The organism is Enterococcus sp. DIV0176 (assembly GCF_050528535.1).
Classification (GTDB): Bacteria; Bacillota; Bacilli; order Lactobacillales; family Enterococcaceae; genus Enterococcus_B; species Enterococcus_B thailandicus.
Genome location: NZ_CP172879.1, coordinates 1,957,459 through 1,978,279 on the forward strand (window position 1 = coordinate 1,957,459; position 20,821 = coordinate 1,978,279).

Here is a 20,821-nt window from a genome sequence, read left to right on the forward strand (position 1 = left end):
AGTTGGTTTACTGTCTATTTTACTCACTCATTTTATTGAGATGTTCTTCCTTACGCAAGTGATATTTTTTCATTTGCTTTTGCCATTTTTCTTTATCAGCTTGATTGACTTTCCGAATCACTTTTGCTGGGTTTCCGCCAACAATCGTATGATCAGGTACGTCTTTTGTAACAACTGCCCCCGCCGCAATAATCGAATTGTTTCCAACCGTTATTCCAGGTAGTAGAACACTGTTTCCACCAATCCAAACATTATTTCCAACAGTAATCGGTAAGCCAAATTCTAAATCTGTTATGCGGATTTCTGCATCTGTTGGGTGACCTGCGGTAAAGAAACTGACTCGTGGCCCCACCATGACATTATCCCCAATTTTTATTTTATTCACGTCTAGAAAGATGCAATCCATATTTGCATAAAAATTTTCGCCAATCTCCACATGACGACCATAATCGACATGAAGAGGTGGATTGACATAAATATGTTCACCCGTTTTACCAAAAAGTTCTTTTTCCAGTGCCACAATTTTTTTCGTTTCATCAATTGGTAATTGATTGATTTTCTGTGCTAGCTTTTGTCCATTAATCGAGCGATTTTCTGGAAAAATACCTGATGCCTTATAAAGTTCACCAGCTAGCATTTGCTCGTAATCAAAATCTCTTGCCATTCGCTTTAACCACCTTTTTTATGATTGATTAGTCGATTGCATCTGTCGTTAATTCAATCAAGTTTCCTTCTGGATCTTGGATTACTGCCTCATAATAACCATCACCTGTTGTTCTTGGTCCGCTCAGTAAAGGATAGCCATCTTGGACAAATCGATCAGCAAAACGATCAACTTCTTCTTTCGTCCCTACCGCCATCGCTAAGTGTGCATAGCCTAAATGATCTGTGACTCGATTTGCTAGATGTGGTTTCGTTGTCAATTCTAAGCGACTCCCTGAACCAAAACTTAAAAAGTAAGATTGAAATTGTGTTTTTGGATTACGATAGCGTTCACTACTTGTTGCCTGAAAATATTTTTCGTAAAACGTTCTCATTTTTTCCAAATCTTTCGTCCAAACAGCTAAATGTTCAATATGCATCCTTCTTCATCTCCTAAAATAGTTCATTTTCATCCTATTTTCTGCTATTTTTACTAGTTTTCACTTTATCAAATTCCTTTTCGATGCAGCCAAAATGAATAAATCGTTGGAATCAAAATAACAATCACGATAATTGGCATCATTAAAAATTCCCATGAAACAAAACTTGCGAGTAACATCAAAATACCGCCTGCAATAAATGTTTTGGCACCAAGTCGATTTGTTTGTAGCCAATTCTGTTCACTGCTCAGCGTCCAAGGTAAACGAATACCCACTGTATAATTTTGCGGAACAGCGGTCAGAATCACTCCTGAAACAATAAAGATGATTCCGATAAATGCAGCGGGACTAATTTTCATCAACCATGTTGCCTGATTGCCTAAAGCATAACTGATGGTCAATGCTTGAACAAAAAGTGCAATCAGCGGAATGATTCCTAAAACGCTGTAGATAATCCAACGTTTTGTCACTTTTTGCTTTGGATCATTTAACACGAAAAAGGCAACCAATAATTGTAAGCCTGCCAGAAGAAATGGTAAGCCAATCAACGCAAATCCCTTTGAGCTCCAGCCATTCGCTTGCCAATTCAAATCAAAATGTGTCGCAACTTGATTCGGAATTTCTTCCCAAAAAATGGCACTTGCCACAAGTGGTAACAAGGTAATGATTACCGAGATAACAATTGCTCCACGATATTTTTTCATTTCAGACCACGTCCTTTTTTCTCTTAATGATTGTCAGCAACTCTTTTGATAATCGCTATTTCTAAGTGTACCTTTTAACTGGCAAACTGCCAACTTTTTGTCTGGATTATCCGAAAAAGGATAGACTTTTTTGATGATTAACAAAAAAGTCTAATTAAAGGAAAAAGAAAGAGCTGTGACACGAGTTTTGTCACAGCTCCTAAATTTTTATTCACTTGTTTCCTTTTTTTGCAATAGGGCTGACCTATCTTCTTGTCAATTTTTTATTTCAATAAATCTTTCATTCCATAAACACCCAATTCATACATTCGCACTGCTGTGTCTGAACCTTGTGTAGGTTTATCCACAGTTACTTTCACATATCGTGCTTGTTCCACGGCAAAGGTATTGGTGCTATTTTTTTCCGTATTATTGATTGTTCGTGAAACTTTCTTGTACTCTTTTCCATCTTGGCTTACTTCGATTGTATAAGCCTTTGTATTCATATCTGCATTTTCGCCACCAGCCTCTGCATGTGCGAATCGAACTTCACTGACTGTTTGGCTATTACCCAAATCGACAATGATTTCATGGGGAGGTGTTCCCGTTGCACACCATTTTGTTTCAAGTTTCCCATCAACTGCAAATTCAGGCGCTTCCGAATCATTTGTAAACGAAGAGGCTTCTGTTTTCGCATTTAAAGATAGCAACACCAATTCGGCAGGGACTTTTTGACTGATTGTAATCAAACCTTCCATCTCAATCGGTGTTTTTCCTTCTTCATTTTCTGCGGTCAGTTTTACTTTATACACACCCTCTTTATCATAAGTAACGACAGGCTCATTTTCGGTACTTGTTTCAATATCGCCACCTTCAAATTCCCAAGTTACTTTGTCCGTATTGGAAGAAGATGTATTTGTGAAACTAATTTGTTCCCCGGGAGCCGCCAATGTTTTAGAAGCCGTAAAACTTGCTTTTGGTAATGTATTATCTGGCCATTCAAAAGAGATTGGATCTGATGCCATGCCTCGATTTCCAAGAGCATCAACGGGAACTATTTCCAATTTTGTCTGTTGCACGTTCTTTTGTCTTTCCAGTCCATTGATGTAATGTGTCGTCGCAGGTGTTGCACCTAGGAAAGAACGAGTATTATCTTTATTTATTCGATAAATTTCATAATGTTCTGCTTCACTGTCTTTACTATCCCATGTCAAACGAATCCCTGCATAATTACTTTCTTCTTCATCAAAAACAACATCTTCCACTTCAGCATTTGCAACAGCCATTTTTTCTGTAGCAGGTGAGTCCGTCATTGCAAGCTGTCCTAAATGTAATTCATAAGTGTCATTTGTTTTTTCTGAAGTTATTTTATAAGAAAGTGATGTGACTGTTTTTCCTGCAAATTTTTCTAATGAATACTTCAAGGTTGTCCAATCATTTGTTACTTTTTGACTTGATGCAACTGTTTCTGTACTTCCGTCTTCAAACGTCAAGACAATCTCCAGCTTGGTAGCATCTGATGCTTTAGCGGTTGTAGTTATCTCTGAATCTTTTGTTAGCGTTGTTTCCATTCGATAAAGCTTCGCTTGGCTAACCGCATTTTTTGTCATATTTCCTCTAAACAATAATGAATTACCTCCATTGAAAGCATCTGCATAATCCATTCTAATTGATAAATCATTGTTATTTTCATGCTCCATTATCCAACGGTAAGTCGGCATGATATCTTGCATGCTTCGGTTATTCCAATCTAGACTTGATACCTTTTGGCCTTTGATAAAATAATTATACCCATTTCCTGTATTGAAATTCGTTACAAAAGGCAAAGAAGTGATTGCTGTTTGCTCCAGCGCATACGTCGAAACTCCCGGCCAATCTTGCCCTTTTAAGGCGATATTTTGAGTTGGATCTCCCTTGTCATTGACCCAAAAACGTTCTTCTCGATTTTGAAAATCATCTGGATCACTAGCAGAACTGTACGTCCAACTAGGAACGTATAATCCCAAAGAAGTATAAGGGACACCTTTATCATCCACAAATAACTCCCAATCAACTGGGGTAGCGTAACCTTTTTCTTGAACATCGATTCCTGCAAATAAATCATAAGGATCAATGCCTAATTCATTTGCTTTTTTCTTAGATGCTTTCAAAAGTTCCTTGCTTGCTAATTGCTCCGTATTCCACCAAAAATTCAAAAACATGCTATCCGCTACTGGATTCATGTCTGCATCTACTAAATAAGCTTGGTTTTGATCGGTCAAAGCATTTTGCCAATCCATTTTTCCTTCAGATGTCATCGAATCATACCACATGATATCTAAATCAGCTTGTTTCCCTTTAAATTCTTTGATAAATTCTTGCATCAAATCGGCATGTTCTTTGTTCAATCCACCAGCTTTATCTGCTGTTTGAGCATTTTTGTTTTCTTTAGCTTCATCAAAGCTAGTCACAACTGTATCTGTTTCTTGGTTAATGAACCAGCCATCAAACCCGTAACTTTGCGCAACTTCAATCAGCTTGTCAACTAAAGGAAATGTCCCATTAGCATCTTTTTCCAAGAAAGTATCTAGCCATTCGATTTTTCCACCATGCGCAGTTTGTGGAAAGAACACAGTTCCTAACACTGGCACACCATTTTTATGAGCCGCATCAATCACATCCGGACTTGGTGGAACAATAATTCCTTCACCAGATGAACCCCCCCAGTAAACTAATTGATCGATATATTGCCAGTTAGAAAAAACATTGGCATCAAAAGTGTTCACACCTCGTGGTGCATTGCCACTGGTACTACTGTTCATAATGGATAAAGCGACTACTTTCATCTCTGTATTTTGTGTTTTATTTGAAGGAATCAACTTTGTTTTATCTACCCGTTGTGCCAATGGTACAGCACTAACATTGTATTTTGCATCTTCGTCTTTTGAAAAGTCCCATTGCAATAACTCTTCTGGAAACCAATAAGAAGATTCTGGCTGATTAGCCATCCCTCGATCAACTTTTGCTTCTTCCGTTTCTTGATAGTCAATCGAATTTGACTCTGCTTGATTTTTGACGCCACATCCTGAGACACCAACTACACCAATTGCCAACAACAGCCCTACTCCACTTTTAAACCAACACTTCATCCATGATTCCTCCTATAGTTTTTTTATCCCAGTAAAATGATAGCGCTTACTTAGAGATAAGTACATGAACAAACTATAGAAATGTGAATACAAAATATAGATTCAAACTAATTTATTATGTGCGATTTTTTCTTTGTTTTCAATGAACTAATTCGGCTATGTCGAGAACCAAGTATAAAAAACCTGCAAAAAAACAGACCCCATCCGAAGATGAGGCCTGCCAAATATTGCATAAACAATAATTTGATTATTCTGCAGCGTTTTGATCTTTGAGACCGTATTTTTTGTTGAAACGGTCCACACGTCCGTCTGCTTGTGTGAATTTTTGACGTCCAGTGTAGAATGGATGTGAGTCAGAAGTTACTTCGACACGGATTACTGGGTATGTATTACCGTCTTCCCATTCAACTGTTTCTTGTGAAGATTTTGTTGAACCTGACAAGAATTTGAAACCAGTTGTTGAATCCATGAATACTACTGGATGGTAATCTGGATGAATGTTTGCTTTCATAGTTTTTTCGCTCCTTTGCCCTGCTTCATTTGCTGAACCAGAGTTGATTTGTCGATTTACAACAGTAACATCTTATCATGTTTCATTCAAGGTTGCAATTATCTTTTTTGATTTCTCATTTGATTTTTCTTACCAAAGGAAACATCTTGAAACTCCGCAAAAAATTGTTGATTGTTCTTCGTTTTTCGTAAGAAACGAATCAATTGCTCAGTGTATTCCAAAGAATCACCAATCATATTTTTCCGTAGCTTCCAAATTTCTTCTAATTGCGCACTTGGAATCAATAACTCTTCTTTACGAGTTCCTGATTTTTTGATGTCGATTGCTGGGAAAATTCTTCTTTCTGCCAATTCACGTGACAATTGGAGTTCAAGATTTCCCGTTCCTTTGAACTCTTCGTAAATGACATCGTCCATTCGACTACCCGTATCGACTAAAGCAGTTGCTAGAATCGTTAAGCTCCCGCCTTCTTCAATATTACGTGCCGCTCCAAAAAATTTCTTTGGTTTGTACAACGCAGCTGGATCAATCCCTCCACTTAAAGTTCTACCACTTGGCGGAACGACTAAGTTATAGGCTCTGGCAAGTCGCGTGATACTGTCCATTAAAATGACAACATCTCGCTTATCTTCAACCAAACGCATTGCACGTTCTAAAACTAATTCCGCGACACGCGTATGATTCTGTGGTTGTAAATCAAACGTTGAAGACACCACATCACCTTTTACGCTACGCTCTAAATCGGTCACTTCTTCTGGTCGTTCATCAATTAATAAAACAATCAATTCAACATCAGGATAATTCTCAGTGATGCCATTTGCAATTTCTTTTAAAACCGTTGTTTTCCCTGCTTTAGGTGGAGCAACGATTAAGCCACGTTGACCAAAACCAACAGGAGAAAAAATGTCAATCATTCGTGTGGATAATCGATTAGTAGTCGTTTCTAACGTTAACTGTTCTTGTGGATAAAGAGGTGTTAGTGCTGGAAAATGAGGGCGCTCTTTCGCTTCTTCTGGGTCTTTTCCATTGACACTTTCAACATGCATCAAGCCATAATAACGTTCTGATTCTTTCGGTGGGCGGGCTTTCCCGGCAACTTTATCCCCATTTCTCAAACCAAAACGGCGAATTTGTGAAGCAGAAATATAGATGTCTTCTACACTGGGACCATAATTAATTGGACGTAAAAATCCATACCCATCTTGTCCTACGATATCTAAAATTCCTTCCATATAATAGAATCCTTGTTTTTCTGCTTGTGCACGAATGACAGAGAGTGCGAGTTCTTTTTTATTCATTTTACTGTAATAAGGAATTTTAAAATCCTTTGCGTAACTGTAAATTTCTTTTAACGTTTTATTTTCCAGCTCCGCCATTGTCAAATAATCGCTCATTCGGCCTCCACTTCCTCAATCATTTCAATTGATGCACCTAAAGCAGTCAACTTTTCAATAATATGATCATAGCCACGTAAAATATATTCGACATTATAAATTGTCGTCGTTCCTTCTGCTAGCAACCCAGCAATAACTAAACAAGCTCCTGCACGAAGATCAGATGCCACAACTTCTGCCCCATGTAACTTACTTGGACCATTTATAATAATCATGTTTCCTTCAACTGAAATGTCTGCACCCATTCGCGCTAGCTCAGGTACATGATTGACACGCTTGGCATAGATCGTATCAATGATTTCTGCGGTGCCAGATGTCATTAACAATAATGGCGTCAATGGTTGTTGCAAATCTGTCGCAAAACCTGGATATGGATAAGTCATCACATTCACAGCTTTCAACTCCATCGCCGGATAGACTTCAATCTCGTCCTCACTGATTTTCATTTTGACACCAATTTCTTGTAATTTAGCAATGAAGCTTTCAAGATGCTCATAAATAACGTTTTTTACTTTTATTCCATCTCCTGCAGCTGCTGCAAGAGCTAAGTACGTTCCCGCCTCAATTCGGTCAGGAATCATGAAATGACGACAACCATGTAATTCATCAACACCGTCGATACGGATAATGTCCGTACCTGCACCACGAACGTTTGCACCCATGTTGTTCAATAATGTCGCAACGTCAATAATTTCTGGCTCACGAGCCGCGTTTTCAATAATTGTTTGGCCTTTTGCTTTTACTGCCGCAAGCATGACATTGATTGTCGCACCTACAGAAACAACATCCATAAAAATTCGATTTCCTTGCATTTGGCCATTTTCAGTTCGCAAATACATTGCGCCATGTTCATTTGTAACTTGTGCGCCTAGCGCCTCGAATCCTTTAACATGTAAATCAATTGGTCGCGGACCTAAATAACAGCCACCAGGCAAGCCAACTACAGCTTCACCAAATTTTCCTAATAATGTTCCCATAAAATAGTACGATGCACGTAAACTATTGATTTTCCCATTTGGCATTGGCACAGATACGATTTCTGTTGGATCAATTTCTAATACGTTATTTGAAAAAGTAATCTTTGCACCCATAATTTCTAAAATTTCAATTAATGAATGGACATCCTGAATATCAGGGACACCTTCTAAAATCACTGGGGAATTTGCTAAAATAGCCGCCGGAATCAATGCCACAGCACTATTTTTTGCCCCACTAATCGTTACTTCACCTGTTAGTGAACGGCCACCATTGATAACGATTTTCTTCATAAAATCCACCTATTCTTAATTTATTCATACTCGCTAATTTTACCATAGACTGTCATTTTTCAAAAGCTTGGGATCATATCTACACATAAACAACTTTTTATTGTCCCTTTCGACCACTTTTTTACAAAAAAAAAGAGACTGAAAAATAATTTTCCAGCCTGCTTTCTATTTACTAATTTGAACTATTTTTTCTCAAACGTTCTTTGAATAATCAAGTGCTTTATTCACTTTGTCACTTGACGATGAATTTGATAAACAGCACCAATCATGCCTGCATCATTTTGTAATTTAGCTGGGCGAACAGCAGCAATCGTTTTGTTTTTAAGATAATGAATTGATTCGTGACGATTCATCACTTCTTCCAAACGTTTTTGAAATCGTTGATTAAATTCCTCGTTGGAACTGATTCCTCCACCAAATAAAATCAGTTCTGGATCAAAACAACTAATCAGATTCAACATTCCCACAGATAGATCTGTTAAAAATTGTTCTACTATATTGATTGCCAGCACTTCTCCTTCTGCCTCTCTTTGAAAAATTTCTCGAGCATCTAAAATCATTGGTGCAGCTGCATCTAATTTTTTTTGGCTCAAATTATATTGATAACAGAGACCGCCAACGGTTGCTGCTCGTTTGTTCCACGAAACTTCTTCGATATCGCCTTCTGCTGGTAAGTGATCAATGATACTCCACCCAAATTCGCCAGCCATCCCATGAGCGCCTCGAAAAACTTCCCCATTGAGCACGATTCCTCCGCCAATACCTGTTCCTAAAACAATGCATAAATAATTTTCTAGCCCTTGTGCATTCCCAATCCAATGTTCTGCAATCGCTGCGGCATTCGCATCATTTTCGATAGAAACGGGCAAGCCAGTTAGTCGTTCCAGTTCTATTTTGATATTGGCTCCATAAAAAGGTCTAATTGCACCAGCAGTAAGCATGTATCCATCTTCTTGGATAATACCTGGCGCACTAATACCAATCCCCTCAATTTTTTCATATCGTTTTTGAGCATCTTTCACGATTGTATCTAGCTCAACCAAAAAGTCTGCCAACTGATAATTTGTTGGAATTGCAGATTTTTCTAAAATATTCCCAACTTCATCTAGAACACCATATTTGACAGTCGTTCCACCAATATCAAATCCTACATACATATGATCAACTTCCCTCTTCTAAATTCTCGTACGAATGAAAAACGCCCAACAATAACTTTGCTTTGATAAAAATGATCGTGCCGATTCCTAAAAAGAGCCATGCAAATAATAAACTTGGCAAATAAAGAGGCAGCATTATCCCTCCACCAATTGTTATAAAAAACAACAGGATACTACTTGGTAAATGTTTTAGTGATAAGATGCAAGCATTGACCAATGTTCCTGTTAAATTATTTTCAAAACGAGCAATTAACGGAAACAGATATAATCCCATCAAAACAAGTAATGTGACAAATAACATTACTAAATAATAGGCAATTTTATTTCCAATCAATAACGGTTGAATGAAAGGCAACAGAAAAAAAACACCACTACTCACACCCAAAATCAGCAACCACATTTTCGTTGCCAGAACAAAATTTTGTTTAAACTGATGAACATATTCTTTATACAAGATGCCTTCTCTATGATCTACCATTTTATAAGCAGTCCCATAAGCACTAGCCATCGCCGCACCAATTGTGAGTACTGGTAAACAGGAAAGTATAAAAATAATCGTCAATAATAGCACTTGATAAATTCGTTGCATTCCTTCGTAGATTTTACCTTCTGTACTAAAAATTTTTTGCATTTTTTTTCCTCCTGAATAATCCTGTTCACACAAATCAAAAAGATGGTCACAGATTAGAAATGTTTCGTTGCTCGCATTTTAACTTTTCGTCACAAGGTAGTTCAGTCATTTCGCCTCAATTCAAAACTATGGCACTTATTTTGATTCTTTGAACATTTTTAGCCGTCATTCAGCTAGCTTATTTGAACGAACTCTGTTTATTTCGTAGGTGTTCACAGACTTCTTTTTTCAAAAAGAAGTCGAGCTTCTCGAAAATTGATGCGTACATTTTTGAGAAACTCTTTTTTATTTAAGACTTCTTTTTTATTTTTAAAGATTACATCGCTAATTTTTCTTTATTCTCTTGAATTTTCTCATTACGAACTTTATTCACATCATCGATTTTGTTTTCTTCTTGGAACGTTTTGTACTTAGCTAATAAATCATCTAGTTCTTTTTCATCTTTAGCACGTAACATACCAACCAATGTTGTACTCCAGTTTGTTTGGATGGCACTTAAGGCACGCGCTTCTTGACTTCCAGCATCTGGTCCAATATTTTCCGTTAAGAATTGAGAAGTTAGTTTGCCTTCTCCCCATTGTTGCATTTGTTTAACTGCATCAACGTAGGAATCATCGTTCATTGCTTTAAAACGGTCATGACCAAACTGGATAAATTCACCCATTCGATACTCCAATTGCCATTTTTCTGGATCTTCTTGTTGAATTTTTCTTGCTTCATCTGTCCATTGTACTTTATCACCATCTTTGGTATAAGTTTCGCCTTCAATCCCAAAGTTCGTTAACATTTCTCCTTCATCACTTAGCAAATAAGTAAATAATTGGATTGCTTTTGCAGGATCTTGACAATTTTTACCAATATAGTTGATCATCCAACCAGAGATACCTGCCTGTGTTAACGTTGGATCATTTCCTTTGGTGCTTTGAATTCCATCAACTGCAATGTATTCAGAATCAGGATTAGCAGCTTTAAATGTTTGCAGCGGGATACCTTGGTTAACAAATGAACCAATCATTACAGCGCCATATTTTCCAGTTTGTAATTTTTCTTTGAATTTATCACCATCATCAGTAAACGTGTCATCCGAGATATTTCCATCTTCATGGACTTGGCGGAATGCTTTGACCCATTTGATATAATCTTCGTCTAAATTACGATCGTAGTAATCATCACCATCTGTATAAGGAACACCCAGCATATCTTGAACCACACTATCCATTGAACCATTGGATGAACCATCTTTGGCAAAGTCATTAAATCCAAACGGAATCAATTCAGGAAACTGTTCTTTGATTTTCTTCATTCCAGCAACAAAACCATCTGGTGTAGTGAAATCTGGTTTGCCAATTGCTTCATAGACATCTTTTCGAATAATGAACGCATCACGGGCAAAAATATCACCACTGTCAAAATCTGCTTGAACATTTGAATAATCTGGATAGCCATAAGATTTTCCATCTGAGAGTTTGTACCAGTTTAATGTTTCTTGACGTGCCACTTGATTGAAATATGGATCATACTTTTCAGCTAGATCTTGTAATGGAAGCGCCCAAGAGTTGGCTTTTCTAGCTACTTGTGAATTTGAATCAAAGACAGTCACGATATCTGGCATGTCACCACCAGCAAAATAAGTATTTAATTTTGTGTCATCACCTGTGATGAATTTAATATCAATATTCAAGTCTTCTTTTACTTTTTTTGTCACCATATCTTTCCCAAATTCAGTATTCCACCAGTCGGCATTGACATACCAAGTTAATTTCGTTGCCTCTTCTTTTTTATCTAACTTCCAAGCAGGTGTATCTTTCTCTGGTGTATAGCGATCTTCAATTGAGGGAAGTTCTACTGTTTTATCTGCTGATGCTTCCTCTTTGCCGCTACCACAAGCACCTAAAGCTAGTAACACCGTACTCGTTAATGCCAACATACCTACGACCTTTTTCTTTGAGACTCCAAACATTGATTATTCCTCCTATTCTTTGACTGCCCCAAGCATCATGCCTGAGATAAAATGTTTTTGTAGCAATGGATAAATGATTAAAATTGGAACGGTCGTAACAACGATCGTTGCCAACTGTACTCCTTTAGATGTAGTACTGATTTCAACAGCAGCATTCAATCCTTGCTGCGAAGCTGCCTGAGATTGTGTAATGATTTCATAAAGTTTCATTTGTAATGGATAGAGTGCTTTATCCGTAACATACAGTTTTGCTGTCATGAAATCATTCCATTGCCAGACACCGTGAAAGAGGGCAATTGTTGCAAGTGCTGGCTTTGATAATGGCACAAAAATTTTTAAGAAAACGCCCCAATCGCTTGCGCCATCAATTTTTGCTGACTCTTCTAGTGAAGTCGGTACATCACGGAAAAAATTCATTAAAATAATAACATCATAGTATGACAACAACGCCGGGATAATATAAACCCAAAAAGTATTCAACAGGCCTAACGATTTGATTAATAAATAGGTTGGGATCATTCCCCCTGAGAAAAACATCGTAATAATTCCCATTGTCGAGTAAAGATTGCGACCTTTTAAATTGCGCTTAGACAAAGCATAGGCCATAATTGCACAAAAAGCCGTATGTGCTAACACACCAAGAACCGTTTTTCCAATCGAGATAATCAATGCCTGCCACATAGAGGAATCGCCAAGCACTTTTCGATAGTTATCCATCGAGATTTCCGAAGGCCAAAAGACAAAATCTCCTTTTGCCAAAGCATCACTTGAAGCAAAAGAGGAAGCAACAATATTCCAAACAGGTACGATAATCATGATTGTGAAAACTAGCAAGAGCAAGACATTGACAAAGTTAAAGATCTTACTGTCTTTGTCTTGTACAACATTACTCTTGGGTTTTGATAAAGATAATTTTCTTTTTTCCATCGTCTTTACTCCTTTCTTATAAAACGGACTGATTATCGTTTAATTTCTTAGTTACGATATTCGTTGCAACCAGTAAGATAACTGAAATGATTGAAATACCTAATCCAACAGCCGTGGCGTAAGAAAAATCTCCCTGCATTAAACCAACTCGATAAACATATGAATTGATTACTTCTGCTTTGGGTTGATTTTGTGAGTTCATTAAAACCAATGTCTGATCTAAATTCGAATTAAATAAACCGCTTACACTAAGGATCAAGTTTAAAGAAATAATATTTCGGATCATCGGGATCGTGATACTCCAAATTTGACGCATTCGAGTGGCACCATCCATTTTTGCTGCTTCGTAATACGTGGGATCAATTCGTGACATCGTCGCAAGGTACAAAATCGTTCCCCACCCGGCTTCTTTCCATACATCAGATAAAGAAGCAATCCACCAATATTTTCCTGCATCCAACATATGGTTTTGCTTCGCTTGGATACCAATGAAATTCAAAAGTTCATTAATCATTCCGTTAGAAGAAAACCAAGTAATCAACATCCCGCCGAGTATGATCCAAGAAAGGAAATGTGGTAAGTAAGAAATCGTTTGGATCGTCCGTTTGAAGACGCTGTCTCTTAATTCATAAATCATCACCGCAATAATAATCGGTAGGACAAAACCAAAAGCTAGTTTTAAGCCACTAATTCCTAACGTATTGACCACTGATTGCCAGAAATATTTATCTTCCATAATAATTTTAAAGTTTTCCAGTCCCACCCATTGTGCACTTTCAATCGTATCAATCACTGTATAATTTTTAAAAGCAATCACTAAGCCATAGATGGGAATAAAGCTGAATATAATCATGTAGACAATACCTGGAATCGCCATCGATTGTAATTGCCACTGGCGACCAAAATTTCGAAACCACTTCTTGATACGAACGTTTAGTGTTGGTTTTACTTTTGCTTCCAACTGATCTTCCTCCTCGTTATTTTTCCTTTTAAATCTATTACGCTAACTTTCGTGTTTGTTACGCAACTCTTTCGCTGTTTCTCCCGCAATCAACTGGCAGTCTAAACTTTTATTCTCACCAGTTTTTTGGTTATCAATCAAATGCAATAGCTCAATAACTGCTTGACGTCCCTGCTCACGAATCGGATTCCGAATCGTCGATATCTTTGGTTTGAAATAACGAAGTAATTCAATATCATCAAACCCAACCACACTAAAATCTTCTGGTACCGACATGGCTAACCCTTCGATTGCTTTGATAACGCCGATTGCACTTAAATCATTTCCAGCAATCCACGCTGTAGGCCAGCTGTTCTTTTCTTGCATGTTTAAGTACTGTTTCATATTGTTAAAACTAGCTTTTTCTTCAAATAATCCTGGGATAATCCACTGTTCGTTAATTGTCAATCCAGCTTCCTTCATGGTCTCTTCAAAGCCTAAATAACGTTCATCACTATCATAGACACCTGGATGTCCGGGTAAAAAACCAATTTTTTGATGTCCTTTTTCAATTAAATACTGTGTCGCTAATTTTCCAGCCTTTCGAGAAGAAAAGACCACACTACTGATACTTTGATCCTCAATTTCTCGATCCATAAAAACAGCTTTGATTCCTTCTGACTGAATCGTACCTAGTGCTTCATCATCAATCAGATCTTCAAATCCGATAAACCCATCAACCATATTTCCTAATAGATGCGAGCTTAGCACCTTTTTATCAGAAGAAATAATTACGTTCACACCATAGTGATGCTGTTCTGCTTCCTTCACGATTGCTTCGATCAGGGTACTAAAGTAAGGACCGATAATCGTATGCGTATAAAAGCCAATCATATTGGTGTGTTTTGCTTTTAGATTTTTACCAAATAAATTCGGTGTATAATGCAGTTTTTTAGCCGCAGTCAGGACTTTTTCTTTTGTTTTTGGTGTTACCACATCAACATTATTCAATGCTTTTGAAACAGTCGCAATTGAGACATTCGCTTCTTGAGCAACTTCACGAATAGTTATTCGTTCTTTCATAACTCCCTCCAAATAAAAACGTTTTTATTTTTCTTAAATAAGTAAAGAAGTTTTTTTTACATTCACATCATAAATAAAAACGTTTTCAAAAACAATAACTTGTCCTCTTAATGGTTTTCGTTTCCCACTTTTGAAAAAAAAGTCATAGTGGCACAAGCTGTACCACTAAAAAAATTATGTTAGGAGAAATCGGCTTTCTGCCACAATATTCGCTACACTTTCCCCTAAAAATAAACGAAATCCGCCCGATTCAATCGTCTTTTTTAAATCTATATGACTATAGGCCAATTCAGCTGGCGAAACTACAAACTCGACTTTCTTCGTTTCGCCTGCAGCTAGTTCAACTTTTGTCCACTTCAAAAGTTCGATTTTTGGTCGAATAACTTCGGTAACCTCATCTTGGAAATAAAGTTGTGGTAACGCCCACCCTTTAATCTTGGAGTTATTCCTCACTTCAAAACTCACTGTCAACTCTTCCTCTTTTGTTAGCGTATCACTTGAGAGGGAAAAATTTTTATATTGAAACTCGCTATAAGACAATCCATGACCGAAACAGTACAATGGATGGTTTTCTTCATCCATATAGCGTGAAATATATTTTTCATGATAGTTTTCTTTTGTTTGTGGCCGTCCAGTCGACATCTCTTGATAAGAATAAGGCAGTTGCCCAACACTACGAGGAAAACTCATCGGTAAGTGTGCCGTAAAATTTTCTGCACCACTCAAAAGCATCGCTAAAGCATCTCCTGTTTGGCTACCTAAAAACCAAGCAGAAACAATAGCATCTACTTTCTCAACGACATCTGTCAGAACTAATGGGCGTCCACTAAAGGTCACTAAAATCTTTTCAATCTCATCTGTCGCTAATAAATCAATCAATTCGAGTTCGATCGCTGTTAATTTTAATTCTGCGCGACTTGCAGCTTCGCCCGCTTCTTCGCTTTTCTCCCCAACTGCGATGATAACTTTATCAGCGACTTGGATTGCTTGCTCAATTGCTTTTTTGTCAAGTTGGTCAGTCACTGAAATAAGCTGGACTTCAGAAAATTGCTGTTTTAGCCCACTAGCAAATGAAATGGCTTTTTTCGAATCGCCAATCCATGACCATGCTCCAAGTACGTCTTGTGTTGTTGCTTTCGTACCGATCAATAAAATTTTTTCTGTTGATTCTAAAGGTAGAACAGCATTATTTTTCAAAAGTACAGCAGAATTAAGAGCTGCTTGATAACTTAATTCTTGGAGTTCAGATAAATCAACCGTCACGTCCAGCCCACGATACGGATTTTCAAATAAGCCTAACTCATTCTTCAAAGTCAAGATACGCCAAACTGCTTCATCTAATTTTTTTAATTGCTCTTTTGTTTCAATCATTTCTGCAAGCTCATTTAAATAGCAATCTGTCATCATATCGATATCAACGGTTGCCTCGAAGGCTTTTTTTGCTGCTTCACGTGGGTTTTCAGCTACGCGGTGATTCATCAACTCAGCAATTGCTGCCCAATCTGAAATTACGACACCGTCAAAACCCAATTCATCTCGCAAAATTCCTTTAATCAGCTTTCGATTTCCCGTTACTGGTACCCCATGTAAACTATTGAATGACGTCATAACCATTTTTACGCCATTCGCAATTGCTCCTTCAAAAGCAGGCAGATAGTTTTGGTACAACTCAACATCAGAAAAATCTACCGTATTATAATCACGACCACCCTCGGCAGCTCCGTAACCAACAAAGTGCTTCACACAAGCCGCTACACGATGTGATTCTGTTGCTAAATTTGTTCCTTGATAGCCTTTGACATACGCTTCTGTTAATGCGCGAGAAAGTCTAGGGTCTTCACCATTACTTTCTAATACGCGTCCCCAACGAGGATCTTTGACATAGTCTGCCATCGGAGAAAAAGTTACTTGAATACCCTCACTGGCAGCTTCTGCGGCAGATGCCTTTGCTACTTTTTCAATCAATTCAGGATCAAAACTACTAGCTAGCGCTAATGGAATCGGAAAAATCGTTTCATAACCATGAATAACATCTGCCATAAACATTAAAGGAATCTGATGTTGACTGTGCGCTAAATAATCTTCTTGAATTTTTCTGACTTCCGTTCCTCGGTGGGTACCTAAAACAGATCCTACTTGATAAAGCTGATCCATCCCCATTGACCACTCTGACATTGGGCCAGTAATTTCTCCTTGATTTCCAAAAAAATTAGGCGTTACTTGAGCTAATTGCCCAATTTTTTCAGCTAGACTTAACTTGTCCATTACTTTTTTTAGTTCACGAATTTCCATGATGTGCTCCTTTAGGCTATTGATTTTCTTGAATCAATTTTTGATACCAAGCAAAGGAATCTTTTTTCAAACGAACCAAACTTCCCTTGCCTTCATTATCTTTATCAACATAAATCATACCGTAGCGTTTTTCCATTTCACCGGAACCAAAGCTAACTAAATCAATGATCCCCCAAGGTGTATAGCCCAGCAAATCAACACCATCAACATGTACAGCCAGATTCATTTGCTCAATGTGTTTTTGCAAATAGTCAATCCGATAGGTATCATGGACTTGCCCATCTTCTAATCGGTCGTAGGCACCAAAACCATTTTCAACAATAAAAAGAGGTAGATTATAACGTTCATAGACAACATTCAAGGTATAACGCAGCCCGACTGGATCAATTTGCCAACCCCAATCACTTGCTTGAACATAAGGATTTCGAACTACTTTTGCACCTGGAAAATCAGTGATGTTTTCCCCTGAAATCTCTGGTAAAGTCGTTACTGCACCAGACATATAATAACTGAAACCAATATAATCAACTGTTCCTTCTTTCAAAGCTTGTGTTTCGTCTTCGGTAATTTCGATTTGATACCCTTTTTCTTCCCAATATTTTTTGGCATAAGTAGGAATAACACCACGAGCATGAATATCAGAATAAAAGAAGCGACGATCCATTACTTTGACGGATGCCATTAAATCTTCTGGATTACAAGAATATGGATAAACTGATACGTACGCCATCATGCAACCAATTTGAAACTCAGGATTGATTTTATGTCCTAGTCGAACGACTTTTGCACTGGCAATCAACTCATTTAAACCTGCTTGAAAAGTCAATTCTTCTTTATTTTCACCCGCCTGAAAAAGCATGGCAGAATTGGTCCAAGTGTGTAGCTCATGTTGTCCGTCTGCCTGATTATTGATTTCGTTAAAGGTCATCCAATATTTCACTTTTTTCTGATAGCGTGTCATGACTGTTTCAGCATAATGAACGAAGAAATCAATCAACTTTTTGTTTTTGAATCCACCGTATGCTTCATGTAAATGATAAGGAATTTCAAAATGTGATAAAGTAATCACCGGTTCAATTCCATTTCTCAATAATTCATCAAATAAATCATCATAGAATTGCAAACCTGCTTCATTTGGCTCTTCCTCATCTCCATTCGGAAAAATTCTTGCCCAGTTGATTGATGTTCGAAACACGTTTAAGCCTAATTCTTTAAACAAAGCAATATCTTCTTTGTAACGATGATAGAAGTCGATTGCTTCATGGTTGGGATAATTTTTACCAGGGATCACACCTTTCGTAATTTCTCGTGCAACCCCATTTGCACCAGCTGTCATTACGTCAGCAATACTGATTCCTTTGCCGTCAGCATTCCAAGCACCTTCAATTTGATGAGCTGCTACTGCGCCACCCCATAAAAAATCTTTTGGAAATTTATTTGCCATTATTGGTCACCTCAATTAGTTAATGCCCTTAGTATAGTTAGGAAATCTGACTTACTCAATGCCTGTACAAAACTCTGGCATGAAATCCAGTAAATAGAAAAAAACACCATCATGGTACATTCTGTACCAAAATAGTGTTTTCCAAAACGCCATGTACCTAAAAGTAATAATCTTTTTAGTCGCGTTGTTGAAGTCGATCCGCGAGTTGTTCAATCAAAAAAATACAAGGTATCTGACTTGTTAAATCTTCATGTTTTTTTACTCGGCGAACATCCACATGATAGTCTAGCACATAATCAGACATTCGACTCAAGGTCGAATTGATATCTGAAGTAATGGCAATCGTCAAACAATCGTCTTGATTTCGGAAACCATTCACTACTTCAACCACCTCATTTGTCATTCCTGAAACGGATAAGGTCACTAGCACATTGTCACTCGTATTTTGCAGTTTCGATTTAATTGGATAAGTCGGATCAATTAATGGATAACTATTGTACCCCATCAAAGCAAAACGACGTGCCGCATACTCACAAATCGCCCCTGATGCTCCCATACCAAAAAAGACGATATTCTCACAATATTGGATTTTTTCCACAACTTGATTTAATTTACTTTCAATATCTTTACGAAAACTATCCCGACTCAAAATTGTCAAAGCCGCGTTAAAATCTTCTCCTTCTACCACACTCGTACTAAACTGACTGCGAAATTCAGTATAACTTTCATAACCTAGCTTACGAATCAAACGCATCACGGAAGATGCCGAGGTATGCGATTCTTGTGCAATGTCTCGTACGCGCATATACGGAACTTTATCCACATTGCTACTCATATAATGATAAATTGCTTGGTCGGTATCAGACAAAGCATTAAAATCAATATTACCAAAAAAACTCATTTGTTCTCCCCCTAGTTGCAACTAAATTCAAATTTTCCCACTTATTTCTATTTTTTCAAGTAGCGAAAAAACGGTTACAAAGCTTATTCTAGAACAAAATAACTCATAATAGCTAGCAAATCAAGTAAGGAATAATTTTTTAAATAGTTCACGATAAGATTTTTCAGATTTTTTGTTAAACAATTCAGGAACAAAGGAACAAAAATGTTTATGTAAGCCTCGTTTTATTTCGCCATTAAATCAATGAGGCTTCAATTAAGATTAACTCGTCATCTTCCATTTTGTGCATGACAGCAACCTCTTCTTTTTTTAATTTAGAGAAACGAAAATCTTTAGTAAACAAAAAAGAGTGAGACAAAACGAATCCGTTTTGTCCCACCCTTTTCATCAGTCAACAAAGGAAGCAAATTAAGCTTTGTTTGCTGAACCGAACCAGTCAATATGAGATTCTGCATCTTTAACGATTGCAGCTTTACCTGGTGCTAATAATTTACGAGGGTCAAATCCTTTACCTTCGCGGTCTTTACCAGCTTCGATGTATTCACGAGTAGCAGCAGCAAATGATAATTGGAATTCAGTATTAACATTAACTTTTGAAATACCCATTGAGATAGCTTTTTCGATTTGGTCTTGAGGAATACCTGATCCGCCGTGTAATACTAAAGGCATGTCTGGACCTACAGCATCAGCAATTGCTTGTAAGTGATCAAATGCTAATCCGTTCCAGTTTTCTGGGTATTGACCGTGAATGTTACCGATACCACATGCTAAGTAGTCGATACCTGTAGCAACCATTTGTTTACATTCTTCAATGTCAGCTAATTCGCCGTTACCGATGATTCCGTCTTCTTCTCCGCCGATTGAACCAACTTCACATTCTACAGAGATTCCTTTAGCGTGAGCTCTTTCAACAACGTCTTTAGCTAATTTCAAGTTTTCTTCGAATGGTAAATGAGAACCATCGAACATAACTGAAGTATAGCCGATTTCGATACATTCTAAAGCTGCATCGTAGTCACCATGGTCTAAGTGGATAGCAACTGGAACAGTGATGTTCATTGCTTCAACTAAATCAGTGATTAAATCTTTACATACTTTGTAACCACCCATGTATTTAGCTGCACCCATTGAAGTTTGGATAAGTACTGGTGCTTTTTTAGCTTCAGCTGCTTCAAGAATAGCTTGAGTCCATTCTAAGTTGTTTGTGTTGAATCCGCCGACAGCGTAACCGCCTTTACGAGCAGCTTTTAAAAATTCAGCTCCTGATACTACTGGCATAATAAAATTCCTCCTAAGTTTTGTAAAAACTAAATTTGTTAAGACAATTCTTAACCAACGACCTTATTTTACCAAACATTGTGGTACTTTTCTACTAAAATCATTGAAAATGAAAATTTTCAACAAGTTTTTTGTAAAAAAG

The 20,821-nt window shown here is 37.5% G+C and carries 17 protein-coding genes; all 17 read right to left on the bottom strand.

Features of this window, described 5'->3' with window-relative positions:
- Nucleotides 1-19: 19 nt before the first annotated feature.
- Nucleotides 20-664, bottom strand: coding sequence for a sugar O-acetyltransferase (locus IGJ66_RS09100; protein ID WP_270492367.1), 645 nt, complete (start codon nt 662-664; stop codon nt 20-22).
- Nucleotides 665-692: 28 nt separating this feature from the next.
- Entirely contained in the window at nt 693-1,082 is a 390-nt protein-coding gene (locus IGJ66_RS09105; RefSeq protein WP_067480340.1) for a VOC family protein, read from the bottom strand.
- A 68-nt stretch (nt 1,083-1,150) separates the two neighbouring features.
- On the bottom strand, nt 1,151-1,786 hold the full coding sequence (locus tag IGJ66_RS09110) for an SdpI family protein (protein ID WP_067480337.1): 636 nt from the start codon (nt 1,784-1,786) through the stop codon (nt 1,151-1,153).
- A 263-nt stretch (nt 1,787-2,049) separates the two neighbouring features.
- Nucleotides 2,050-4,893: an endo-beta-N-acetylglucosaminidase gene (locus tag IGJ66_RS09115; RefSeq protein ID WP_430616520.1), complete on the bottom strand. Its 2,844-nt coding sequence runs from the start codon at nt 4,891-4,893 to the stop codon at nt 2,050-2,052.
- Nucleotides 4,894-5,140: 247 nt separating this feature from the next.
- Nucleotides 5,141-5,404 carry a type B 50S ribosomal protein L31 gene (locus IGJ66_RS09120; RefSeq protein ID WP_067480331.1) on the bottom strand — a complete coding sequence of 88 codons (264 nt, stop codon included), beginning with the start codon at nt 5,402-5,404 and terminating at the stop codon, nt 5,141-5,143.
- Between the two features lie 98 nt (nt 5,405-5,502).
- Complete coding sequence (rho, locus tag IGJ66_RS09125; protein ID WP_067480328.1) at nt 5,503-6,798, bottom strand: transcription termination factor Rho; 1,296 nt, start codon at nt 6,796-6,798, stop codon at nt 5,503-5,505.
- Nucleotides 6,795-8,066 (bottom strand): UDP-N-acetylglucosamine 1-carboxyvinyltransferase, encoded by a 1,272-nt coding sequence (locus IGJ66_RS09130; protein WP_430616521.1) that lies wholly within the window; start codon nt 8,064-8,066, stop codon nt 6,795-6,797. Before IGJ66_RS09130 ends, rho begins: the two co-directional genes overlap by 4 nt.
- Nucleotides 8,067-8,290: 224 nt before the next feature.
- Entirely contained in the window at nt 8,291-9,223 is a 933-nt protein-coding gene (locus IGJ66_RS09135) for an ROK family protein (protein ID WP_430604789.1), read from the bottom strand.
- Nucleotides 9,224-9,227: 4 nt separating this feature from the next.
- On the bottom strand, nt 9,228-9,854 hold the full coding sequence (locus tag IGJ66_RS09140; protein ID WP_430616522.1) for a YesL family protein: 627 nt from the start codon (nt 9,852-9,854) through the stop codon (nt 9,228-9,230).
- Nucleotides 9,855-10,170: 316 nt separating this feature from the next.
- Nucleotides 10,171-11,814 (bottom strand): sugar ABC transporter substrate-binding protein, encoded by a 1,644-nt coding sequence (locus IGJ66_RS09145; protein WP_067480317.1) that lies wholly within the window; start codon nt 11,812-11,814, stop codon nt 10,171-10,173.
- Nucleotides 11,815-11,826: 12 nt separating this feature from the next.
- Nucleotides 11,827-12,741, bottom strand: a complete 915-nt coding sequence (locus tag IGJ66_RS09150; RefSeq protein WP_067480314.1) for a carbohydrate ABC transporter permease — start codon at nt 12,739-12,741, stop codon at nt 11,827-11,829.
- Between the two features lie 16 nt (nt 12,742-12,757).
- Entirely contained in the window at nt 12,758-13,618 is an 861-nt protein-coding gene (locus IGJ66_RS09155; RefSeq protein ID WP_197485188.1) for an ABC transporter permease, read from the bottom strand.
- A 126-nt stretch (nt 13,619-13,744) separates the two neighbouring features.
- Nucleotides 13,745-14,764 (bottom strand): LacI family DNA-binding transcriptional regulator, encoded by a 1,020-nt coding sequence (locus IGJ66_RS09160; protein WP_430616523.1) that lies wholly within the window; start codon nt 14,762-14,764, stop codon nt 13,745-13,747.
- A 174-nt stretch (nt 14,765-14,938) separates the two neighbouring features.
- On the bottom strand, nt 14,939-17,056 hold the full coding sequence (locus IGJ66_RS09165; RefSeq protein WP_430616524.1) for a glycoside hydrolase family 3 N-terminal domain-containing protein: 2,118 nt from the start codon (nt 17,054-17,056) through the stop codon (nt 14,939-14,941).
- A 16-nt stretch (nt 17,057-17,072) separates the two neighbouring features.
- Entirely contained in the window at nt 17,073-18,500 is a 1,428-nt protein-coding gene (locus IGJ66_RS09170; protein WP_430616525.1) for a 6-phospho-beta-glucosidase, read from the bottom strand.
- A gap of 175 nt (nt 18,501-18,675) precedes the next feature.
- A complete protein-coding gene (locus IGJ66_RS09175) occupies nt 18,676-19,401 on the bottom strand; it encodes a MurR/RpiR family transcriptional regulator (protein ID WP_071869271.1) in 726 nt (241 codons plus the stop codon).
- A 408-nt stretch (nt 19,402-19,809) separates the two neighbouring features.
- Entirely contained in the window at nt 19,810-20,679 is an 870-nt protein-coding gene (locus IGJ66_RS09180; RefSeq protein ID WP_067480296.1) for a class II fructose-bisphosphate aldolase, read from the bottom strand.
- Nucleotides 20,680-20,821 lie beyond the last annotated feature (142 nt).